General features: G+C 49.8%; 7 protein-coding genes. 5 read left to right on the top strand and 2 right to left on the bottom strand.

All coding sequences use genetic code 11. The features are described from left to right. The first annotated feature begins 81 nt into the window (after nucleotides 1-81). The 3 genes from HKN79_02835 (at nucleotide 82) to HKN79_02825 (ending at nucleotide 5,355) form a co-directional block, all read left to right on the top strand. On the top strand, nucleotides 82-465 hold the full coding sequence (locus HKN79_02835) for a LysM peptidoglycan-binding domain-containing protein (protein ID NNC82486.1): 384 nt from the start codon (nucleotides 82-84) through the stop codon (nucleotides 463-465). A 175-nt stretch (nucleotides 466-640) separates the two neighbouring features. After that, nucleotides 641-2,527, top strand: coding sequence for a type IIA DNA topoisomerase subunit B (locus HKN79_02830; GenBank protein NNC82485.1), 1,887 nt, complete (start codon nucleotides 641-643; stop codon nucleotides 2,525-2,527). 23 nt (nucleotides 2,528-2,550) lie between these two features. Beyond that, entirely contained in the window at nucleotides 2,551-5,355 is a 2,805-nt protein-coding gene (locus tag HKN79_02825; protein NNC82484.1) for a DNA gyrase/topoisomerase IV subunit A, read from the top strand. 6 nt (nucleotides 5,356-5,361) lie between these two features. Here HKN79_02825 and HKN79_02820 read toward each other — a convergent pair whose 3' ends face one another. Then, nucleotides 5,362-6,306 carry a tetratricopeptide repeat protein gene (locus tag HKN79_02820; protein ID NNC82483.1) on the bottom strand — a complete coding sequence of 315 codons (945 nt, stop codon included), beginning with the start codon at nucleotides 6,304-6,306 and terminating at the stop codon, nucleotides 5,362-5,364. A gap of 144 nt (nucleotides 6,307-6,450) precedes the next feature. Between HKN79_02820 and HKN79_02815 the strand changes: the two genes are divergently transcribed. After that, nucleotides 6,451-7,275: an alpha/beta fold hydrolase gene (locus HKN79_02815; protein NNC82482.1), complete on the top strand. Its 825-nt coding sequence runs from the start codon at nucleotides 6,451-6,453 to the stop codon at nucleotides 7,273-7,275. Here the strand turns inward: HKN79_02815 and tsaD are convergent. Then, nucleotides 7,253-8,266, bottom strand: a complete 1,014-nt coding sequence (gene tsaD / locus HKN79_02810) for a tRNA (adenosine(37)-N6)-threonylcarbamoyltransferase complex transferase subunit TsaD (protein ID NNC82481.1) — start codon at nucleotides 8,264-8,266, stop codon at nucleotides 7,253-7,255. The two genes, HKN79_02815 and tsaD, sit on opposite strands and share 23 nt — an antisense overlap. Nucleotides 8,267-8,322: 56 nt before the next feature. Here tsaD and HKN79_02805 point away from each other — a divergent pair. After that, nucleotides 8,323-10,912: AsmA family protein (locus HKN79_02805; protein ID NNC82480.1), on the top strand; the 2,590-nt coding region annotated here is incomplete at its 3' end.

The raw sequence follows: 10,912 nt of genomic DNA, 5'->3' as shown, positions 1-10,912 counted from the left end.
GGTGGATAAGTCAAGGTGCTCATCTTGAGCATAAAAGCCTATTTTCACAGCTATACAAACACATTTTCAAACTGTAAAGACATGTCTTTAAAAGCAAAATATGAAAAGGTCCTCGATCTAGGAAAGGAGTTCGAGGTCAAAGACGGCTACGTGGAAGAAGAGCCCGGCAGACTGCGTATAGGTGGAGTCGCAGAAACACAGTACCAGAAGGATAAGATGTGGGACGAGATCAAACGTGCAGGTGGGGAGAGCCCTTCCGACATCGAAGCCGATATCAAAGTGGCCAATACGAACTACTACCACAAGCACACGGTCAAAAGCGGAGAGTCCCTGAGCCTCATTGCAAAGCACTACTATCGCGACCCCATGAAGTACAAGCAGATCTTCGAGGCCAACACCGATCAGTTGAAGAACCCGGATCTCATCCATCCAGGCCAGCAATTGGTGATTCCCAATCTGGGATAGATCGAGATTTCGGATAATGTTTTAGAGAAGCACCTTACAGAGGTGCTTTTCTCGTTCTATAATGGCTCTGTAAGCCCCGTCATTGTTGATAAAATGGGTGAACTAGGGCCTGAAACCCCTATGTTTATTGATAATTTCACCCGTTCTTATAGAAAATAAGGGCTCTAGAGAAGCAATGGCAGCGCAGAAAGTGACATACACAGAGGATAATATCCGCTCCCTCGATTGGAAAGAACACATCCGGATGCGTCCGGGTATGTACATCGGTAAACTGGGCAACGGAAACTCTTACGATGACGGGATCTACATCCTGCTCAAAGAGGTGATCGACAACTCCATTGACGAGTTCGTCATGGGGCACGGGAAGAAGGTCGAGGTGCAGATCAAGGACGGTAGTGTCACCGTGAGGGACTACGGCCGCGGTATTCCGCTCGGTAAGGTCATCGACTGTGTATCCAAGATCAATACCGGAGGTAAATACGACTCCAAGGCCTTCAAGAAATCCGTAGGGCTCAATGGAGTAGGTACCAAGGCCGTCAATGCCCTTTCTGGACATTTCCTCGTGGAGAGCTTCCGCGATGGGAAGGTGAAGCGAGCCGAGTTCGATACGGGAGAGCTACGCAAGGATGAGCGACTGGCCAAGACCGATGAGCGCAACGGTACACGCATCCGATTCACTCCGGATGAGAACATATTCAAGAGCTATGTCTACAAGTCGGATCACGTCATCCGATTGATCAAGAACTACTGCTATCTCAATCCCGGACTGAGCATCTGGTACAACAGTACGCGCTACTACAGTGAGAATGGCCTGAAAGACCTGTTGGAGGACCGCATGAGTTCCGCCCCGCTCTATCCCATCATCCACTTGAGAGGGGAGGATATAGAGGTGGCATTCACGCATACCCAAGCCTACGGTGAGGAATACTACTCCTTTGTCAATGGCCAGCATACCACCCAAGGAGGTACCCATCAAGGCGCCTTCAGAGAGGCGGTCGCCCGGACGATCAAGGAATTCTATGGCAAGAATTACGAGCCTACAGATATCCGTAGTTCTATTGTAGCAGCGGTGAGTATCAAGGTGATGGAGCCGGTGTTCGAGAGTCAGACCAAGACCAAGCTCGGCTCTACCGAGATCGAACCCAAAGGCAAATCCATACGCGCATTCATCGGTGATTTCCTCAAAAAGGACCTCGACAACTACCTGCACAAGAATCCCGAGGCGGCCGAGGCCATCGAGAAGAAGATCAAGCAGAGCGAGCGCGAGCGCAAGGATATGGCCGGTATCCGCAAACTGGCCCGCGAACGTGCCAAGAAGGCCAACCTGCACAATAAGAAACTACGCGACTGTCGGCTGCATCTGAATGACAACAAACAGACCGAGAAGTCCACAGAAACCACCATCTTCATCACAGAGGGAGACTCGGCCAGTGGATCGATCACCAAGTGCCGCAACGTGAATACACAGGCCGTATTCTCATTGAAAGGGAAGCCCCTGAATTCCTATGGACTCACCAAAAAGGTGGTCTATGAGAACGAGGAATTCAATCTCATACAAGCGGCCCTCAATATCGAGGACGGTCTGGAGAACCTGCGCTACAACAAGGTGGTCATCGCGACCGATGCTGATGTGGATGGGATGCATATCCGTCTGCTCTTGATGACCTTCTTCATCCAGTTCTTCCCCGACCTGGTGAAGGCACAGCATCTCTACATCCTTCAGACCCCGCTCTTCCGGGTGAGGAATAAGAAGGAGACACGGTATTGCTACAGTGAGGCCGAGAAACGTGAAGCGCTCGAAGCGCTCAGTGGCCGTACAGAGATCACCCGCTTCAAAGGGCTGGGTGAGATATCTCCGGATGAGTTCAAGTACTTCATCGGGGATGATATCCGATTGGAACCTGTCGTGATCGACTCGGATTCCAATCTGGAGAGTCTGCTCAAATTCTACATGGGTAAGAATACCCCGGACCGTCAAGAGTACATCATAGAGAATCTCAAGGTCGAGAAGGATGAGGCGGAGGAAGAAGAAGACGCTGAGCTGGAAGCTGCAAGCGCCTAGTGAGAATTATAGAATGGCTATAAATGGCTGAGGAAGAAGAGAATATACTACCTGAGAACGAAGGGACCGGAGAAGCAGAAGAATCCTCCGAGCAGTCGACCGATCACGCAGACGAATCCATCGTCAAGATCAGTGGCATGTATGAGGAGTGGTTCTTGGACTACGCCTCCTATGTGATATTGGAACGGGCCGTTCCGCACCTGCATGACGGGCTCAAGCCTGTACAGCGCAGGATACTGCACTCCCTGTGGGAACTGGACGATGGACGCTTCCATAAAGTGGCCAATGCCATCGGTAATACCATGAAGTATCACCCGCACGGGGATGCCTCCATCGGAGATGCCATGGTACAGATCGGGCAGAAAGAACTCATGTTCGATTGCCAAGGGAACTGGGGAAACACCCTCACCGGTGACCGAGCGGCCGCACCCAGATACATTGAGGTGCGACTCAGCAAGTTCGCCAAGAAGGTGGCCTTCAATCCCAAGACCACCCACTGGCTGCTCAGCTATGATGGTAGGAACAAGGAGCCTGAGACCTTACCTATGAAATTCCCGCTCCTTCTCGCCCAAGGGGTGGAAGGGATCGCGGTGGGACTGGCCTGTAAACTCCTACCACATAATTTCAATGAGATCATCGATGCCTCTATCGCCTATCTCAGAGGCAAGGGCAAGTCCATCTATCCGGATTTCCTCAACGGTGGGATGGCCGACTTCTCCAATTACAACGATGGAAAACGGGGTGGAAAGATCAGAGTACGTGCACGTATCCGTAAGGAGGATGCCAAGACCTTGATCATCCATGAGATTCCCTTCGGAACCACGACCAGTAGCCTGATCGACTCCATCCTCAAGGCCAATGATAAGGGCAAGATCAAGGTCAAGAAGATCGAGGACAATACGGCCGAACATGCTGAGATCGTAGTTCATCTGCCTTCTGGTACCTCACCGGATAAGATGATCGATGCGCTGTACGCCTTTACAGACTGTGAGGTGTCCATCTCGCCCAATGCCTGTGTCATTCTGGATGACAAACCGCATTTCCTAGGAGTCTCCGAGATACTCAAGTACTCGGTCGATCACACCAAGGACCTGCTCGAGCTCGAACTCAAGATCAAGCAGCGCGAGCTTCAAGAGCAATGGCACTTCGCCAGTCTAGAGAAGATATTCATCGAGAAGCGTATCTATCGCGATATCGAGGAGGAAGAGACTTGGGAAGGCGTGATGAGCGCCATCGATAAGGGCATCCACAAATACGTGAGTACGCCTGGAAGGAAATCGCGCGCCAAAGGGGTGATCAAGCTCGACCGCGATGTCACCGATGAGGATATCGTACGCTTGACCGAGATCAAGATCAAACGTATCTCCAAGTTCGATTCAAACAAGGCCGAGGAGAATCTCAAGAAACTCGAAGAGCAGTTGAAGGCCGTTCAGCACGATCTGGACCATCTGGTGGACTTCGCTATCGCCTATTACAAGGACCTGAAGAAGGAGTTCGGTAAAGGAAGAGAGCGCAAGACCGAGATACGCACCTTTGATAATATCGTGGCCACCAAGGTGGTAGTGGCCAATAAGAAGCTCTACGTCAACCGCAAGGAGGGATTCATCGGGTATGGTCTTAAAAAGGATGAATTCGTATCCGAATGCTCGGACATCGATGACATCATCGTATTCCGAAGGGATGGCGTGATGACGGTGACCAAGGTGGACACCAAGAAATTCGTAGGCAAGGACATCCTTCATGTAGCCGTCTGGAAGAAAGGGGATGCACGTACTGTTTACCACATGGTCTACCAAGATGGAAGTGCAGGGCCGAGCCTGGTGAAACGCTTCAATGTGACCGGGGTCACCCGCGATAAGGAGTATGACCTGACCAAAGGGAAGAAAGGGTCCCGGGTGCTCTATTTCTCCGCCAATCCGAACGGTGAGTCGGAGGTGATCAACATCCGCCTACGTCCCAGACCGAAGCTCAAAAATCTCCGATTCGATTTCGATTTCTCCGAACTGGCCATCAAGAGCCGTGGAGTGAAAGGGAATATCCTCACCAAACATCTGGTATCCAAGGTGGAGCTCAAAGAGAAAGGAGAGTCCACCCTCGCAGCACGCAAGATCTGGATGGATGAGGTCACCCGCAGGTTGAATGTGGATGGACGAGGCAAATTCCTCGGTCGATTCGGTGGGGATGATCGACTCCTGCTCATCTCTGACAAGGGCTACTATCGTCTGGTATCGGCCGATCTCTCATTGCGTTTCGATGATGACCTCTTCATCATCGAGAAGTGGCGACCTGAGCGTCCTATATCGGTCATCTACTATGATGGAACGAAGGAGCGATACATGGTCAAGCGTTTCTTGGCCGAGCCATCTTCTAAGAATATCTCCTTCATCACGGATCATCCGGATTCTGAGCTGTTCATCGCCAGCACCTATGAGAATCCAGAAGTGGTAGTGGAATACGACAAGCGCAGTTCTAAGAAAGAGGAAGAGACCTTCTTCTTGAAGGAATTGATCAGTGTGAAAGGCATTACGGCTGCAGGGAATCGATTGACCGCGGATAAACCGAAGTCCTTTGCGCTGATCGAGCAGGAAGATGAGCAAGAGGAGCCGGTACCAGCATCAGCACCTGTTTCAGCGAAAAAGGAAACCGTGTCGAAATCGACTCCGAAGTCATCAGAGCCTAAAAAGTCCGATACATCGAAGAAATCGGGATTGAAAGTGGATCAGCTTACAGAAAAGGCGGTCACTGTGGAATTCGATGTGGAATCGGAGACTTCATCTAGGAAGAAGCCTAACGAGAAGAAAGGCGAAGGTCAGATCACCTTGTTCTGAATTGGATCACTCGCAACTCTCCACCATCAGTTTGGTGATCTCCGTCTGTTCGTGCTGTACGGTATAACCCATCTTGATGGCCTTTCTGAAGGCTCTACATGCTCTCGCTTTCTCACGCATCTGTAGGAGGCATTCCCCTTTCACACGCAGGGCAAATGAATTGGAATTATCGTTCCGTATAGATATATCTATCAACTGGATGGCCTTGCTCAGGTCACCGGTACGCAAGTAGGATAGGGCCATATTGGCTTGGGCATAGGGGTTGTCTGGCTCGATCTCCAAGGCTTTACCTGAAAAGTACAGGGCTTCATCGTACTGATGGGCCATATTACACAGGTATCCGGTATTGATGTAGGTCTCGAGATGATTCCCGAATATCTCCAGCGTTTCCTTGAGGATCATCACCGCTTCATCCAGTTTGCCGTTCTCATAGAGTACGGTCGCAAAATTCTTCATGGTCTCCAAGCTTACCTCGCTGCATCGGGATGCCTGATAAAGCATTTCTTCGGCTTGTTTATACTTGTCCAGGCTCATATAAACAATGCCCTTCAGGCTGTAGATACTCTCCTTGGTATCGCTATCGGGGTCATAGGCCAGACCCAGATCCAGATAGTGAATGGCACTGTCCCGCTGACCCATCTGGTACTTGAGCTTACCGCGCTCATAGAATGCACGCGGATACTGATCATCGACAATGAATACCTTATTCAGGACCTCTTGAGCGTCCTTCACCTTGTTCATCTCGATCAGAATATCTGTCTTCATCAGAAGGGCAGTCATATCCTGAGGATTCGTAAGTAGAGCTGATTCTAAAGTCTCCAGAGCAGCCTTGGGATTGAAATTATCCAGATGACCTTCAACTGTCGCCATATAGGATGGCACAGGGTCTTGGGCTTGGAAAGCGGTAGTTGTGCAGATGAACAGCACAAGCCATATGTGTTTGACGTCCATGGTTATAGTAATAGTTGTCGACTGTTTTATACGCTGTATCTATCTTTCGGTTTCAATCGCCCCGGATTATTTACCTTACACATAGCCGCCTGAATATGTCCTCTCTGCTCTACAGTTTGATTAAATGATAAGTATATATAATTAATGAAATCAACTGTAGACCAGATAATTGGAGAAATTTCAGGTAAAGAGGTCATCATGGATTCATGGTTGCAGGATACACCCTCTCCGTCCTTGGTGCTGATCCACGGATTCAAAGGATTCAAAGACTGGGGGCACTGGAATCAATTGGCCGAATTCTTTTCTCAAAGAGGCTACAACTTCTTCAAGTTCAATCTGAGCCATAATGGAGGCACGGCCGATCAAGTGATCGACTTTCCGGACCTAGAAGCATTTGGAATGAACAACTTCGATCTGGAGGCCAAGAATGTTTCCATGGTCTTGGATTACCTCAGTTCAAAAGGTCTTGCTGATCGTATCGCCCTGATAGGCCATAGCCGGGGAGGGAGTATCTCCATCCTCTCTGCCTTGGAAGATGATCGCGTAAAGGCCTTGGTCACTCTCAATGCGGTGACCGACATCCCTCTATGGATGGAGAGATACGATACCATCGAATGGCGCAAACAAGGAGTGATACATATCCCCAATGCTCGAACGGGACAGCAGATGCCCATGTATGTGCAATTCCTGGAGGATTTCGAGCGACAGCGAACACGCTACGACATATTGCGCAGGGCCAGTGAATTGACTGTTCCGACACTCATCATCCATTGTGAGGATGACCGCGTAGTAGAAGTGGATCAAGCGAGACGCCTGAATGAGTTACTTTCTGATTCCCACCTTTTGCTGATTCCTCATGGCGGCCATACGCTAGGATCGAGGTATCCTGTCAAAAGTGAAATGCTACCTGCCGCTCTCCATCAAGCCGCGGAGGCCATCAATGGATTCATCCGATCGATTGACTGGTGATAGGAACGGTGTCCAAAGAGGATACCCGTCCATGGCCTAAGTCGATATCACCCACCATCGCGATCATAGCTGCATTATCTGTGCAGTATTTAAAGGGAGGAATGTGCGTCTTGATATCCATGGTCTTCCCCATTTTCTCGAATGCTTCACGTATCTGGGAGTTGGCCGCCACACCGCCCGCGAGAGCTATTTCTTGCGGTCGATGTATGCGGATGGCCTTCTCCAGTTTTTCCATCAGGATCTCAGTAATGACCGATTGTACAGAAGCGCATATGTCATCCATATGCTGTTCGATAAACCCGGGGTCCTTCTCCTTTTCATCCCGCAGAAAGTATAGGATAGAGGTCTTCAGGCCGCTGAAACTCATATCCAAGCCCTCGATACGAGGTTTGTTGAATGAGAATCTGGCCGTACCTGACCGTGCCTTGCGGTCGATGATCGGCCCTCCGGGATAGGGGAGTCCAAGCATCTTGGCCGTCTTGTCAAATGCTTCACCTGCTGCGTCATCCAGTGTTTTTCCGATCAGTTCCATGTCATGAGGCCCCCGCACCATGACCAATTGGGTGTGTCCACCGGATACTACCAGGGATAGGAATGGAAAAGCAGGCGGAGGATCCTGGTCGATGAAATGAGAAAAGATATGACCGCGCATATGATCCACTCCGATACTAGGGATGCCCAGCGACATGGCCATGGATTTGGCGAATGATGTACCTACCAGGAGAGAGCCCATCAGTCCGGGCCCTTTGGTATAGGCTATAGCCGAAAGCTCTTCTTTTTTCACACCGGCTTCCTCCAGTGCGATCTGCACCGTAGGAACTATGTTCTTCTGGTGCGCCCGTGAAGCCAGTTCAGGCACTACGCCACCATACTTGGCATGTACCTTCTGATCCGCGATCACGTTGGCAAGTATTTTGCCGTTCTTCATGATAGCTGCTCCGGTGTCATCACAGGAGGATTCGATTCCCAATATGATACGGTCCTTTTCCATGTACACGGGCTAAAGTAGTGCAGAGATGGTTTAAGCATGTATTTTCAGAGATTTTAGTGAAGAAGGTCTTCAAACGCATATCGGTCCTGCTGCTGGTGCTGCTTCTACTTGCAGCAGTATCCCTTTTCCTAGCTGTGAAAACGCAGTGGGGAAACGATCTCGTGACCGAAAAGATCTCCGATCAGTTGACCCGATCCTTGGGAGTTCAAGTCAGTATAGGGAGCATCGATCTGAATCCTTTCGAGACCTTGGAACTTCTGCATGTGACTATACTGGACCATCATGCCGATACGATGATCCAGGCTGAGCGAGTGTATACGGACATCGGGCTGTTCCATCTCATGGATAAGAAGATTCATCTGGAGATGCTCAAGCTTGAGCACGGTCAGGTGAACTTGAAAAAGCACTCAGGAGAGGATGAACTCAATATCACCCGCGTCATCGATGACCTGAAGAAGGATTCTGCTGCAGATAACTCGTGGGATTTCAAACTTGAACGGGTAGAACTGCTCGGCATGGATGTATCTCATCAAGATAAGAACAAGGCACCCCAAGACTCAGACCGGATAGATTTTGCAGACCTACACCTCAAAGGTGTCACAGGCATGCTCGATCAGATCGATCTGATAGAGAAAGGGATTTCCTTCCAAGCGATCGATGTACAGCTGAATGAGCTTTCAGGATTACAGATGAAATCTCTCAATGCCCGCATTACTGTGGACGATGAGCGATTGGATGTCGATAGCATGGATCTCATGACGGGTTCATCTGTACTTAAAGGTGACCTTCTCATAGACTACGGACGTACTGGATCGGATGATCTCATTCTGGATATTTCACTGCAAGAAAGCAGACTGGAGTTGGCTGAACTCGGCCGCTTTGTGAAAGGCTATGAATCCATGGAGGGGAGTGTGCTGGTGACCACAGAGTTGAAAGGAGGCTTGTCCGATCTGCACCTTTCTCATACCGATCTGCAGTTCGGTCGTACTTCGCGTCTAGGTATCGATGGAGTGATCAAAGGCCTACCCGAGCTCGATTCACTATGGATGGATGTCGAGATAGATCCTTTGAGATCCACCGTTTCCGATCTACGATATCTACCGGTGCCGGGAATGGAGGAACGTGTGGAGAAACTGCCTGAGGAGGCTTTTCGTCTCGGTCAGATAGATTTCAAGGGTAATTTTCGCGGCAGTCTTCAGGATTTCTTGGCAGATGGCATACTCATCACCGAACTCGGACGGGCTGAAGCGGACATGAATGTGTTCTTAGCTGAGAACGCGCAGTACAACACCTACACAGGTCGATTGAGATTGAAGGATATGGACCTTGGACGCTTGCTTGAGAACGATCAACTAGGAAAGATGACCTCCGATCTAGAAGTAGATCTTTCTGGTCATGGAGAATCTGTGAGTGCAGTTCTACAAGGGGAAGTGGAATCATTGACCTACCGGGGCTATGCCTATCGCAATCTGGAAGTAGATGGCACGCTGGAAGAACGCCTGTTCAATGGTTTTCTATCCATCAGTCAACCTGAGATCGACATGGATTTCAAAGGACTGGTCGACCTGAGGAGCAGTGAGCCACACCTGCGATTCACCGCACAGATATTCCAAGCAGATATGCAGAGTCTCGGCTTTTTCTCCCAATTGGATTCCACAAGCATGACCACTTGGCTCGAGGCGGACTTCTTAGGGGATGATATCGATGAGTTCCAAGGTAGTGTGGTAGCCAAGAGTTTGAGTTTTTGTAAGGGCGAGCAGGAGTATTTCCTGGACGATCTGAAAATTACCGCCAGTAATGAAGATAGTCTGCGCTTGCTCACCTTACAGTCCGATATGATGGATGCTCAGGTGAGGGGGCAATTCGCGTTCAAGGATCTGAAGAATGATTTTCTCGCCATGTTCGATGAAGTCATTCCCTCGATCTATGGTCCTGATAATGAGTACGAAGCAGGTCAGAGTCGACTCACATTCCAGGTAGACCTGAAAAATACGCAAGACCTCACCGGACTATTCATCCCAGACGCTCGTATAGGTAACGGAACCACGCTGCGCGGAGGACTCAATGCTCCTGAGGGTGATTTCTCACTGCGTCTCCTAATGGATAGCTTGCGATACCGTTTCGTGGGGATACAGGGTATCGATCTGGAGATGATCAAACAAGATGAAGTAGCGTATACAGCCTTGGAGACCCGAGATATGCAATGGGGAGACAGTCTGCTCTTCACTGACAATTTCTACACCTTCATCGCCTACGAGGACAGTATCGAGACCGATCTCACTTGGACCCTTGTCAATAAGGACGCTTCAGGAAGTGTTTCGGCCTTATCCATCATCCATAGCCCCGACAGTATTGTCAACATCATCTATCCCAGCCAGATGATCATGAGCGGAGACTATTGGCTGACCGATGGATATTCTGTGCTCACCTATGATGAGGGAGAACTGGAGATCGATACGGCCAGAGTATCCAACGGTACTGAGAGCATCGACCTCTCCGGACGTATCGGTAAGGATCAGGAAGATGTGGTCTATTTCGATGTGCAGGACTTTCAACTCGAGCACTTGAATAAATTCCTTCCTCCCGACATGGTGGACCTGGATGGGCGAACGGAATTGAAAGGACAGGCCGCGGGTATCCTAGGTA

The sequence above is a fragment of the Flavobacteriales bacterium genome (assembly GCA_013001705.1).
Classification (GTDB): domain Bacteria; phylum Bacteroidota; class Bacteroidia; order Flavobacteriales_D; family JABDKJ01; genus JABDLZ01.
The sequence above is the reverse complement of the archived record's forward strand: the minus strand, read 5'-3'. Positions and strand labels throughout refer to the sequence as shown.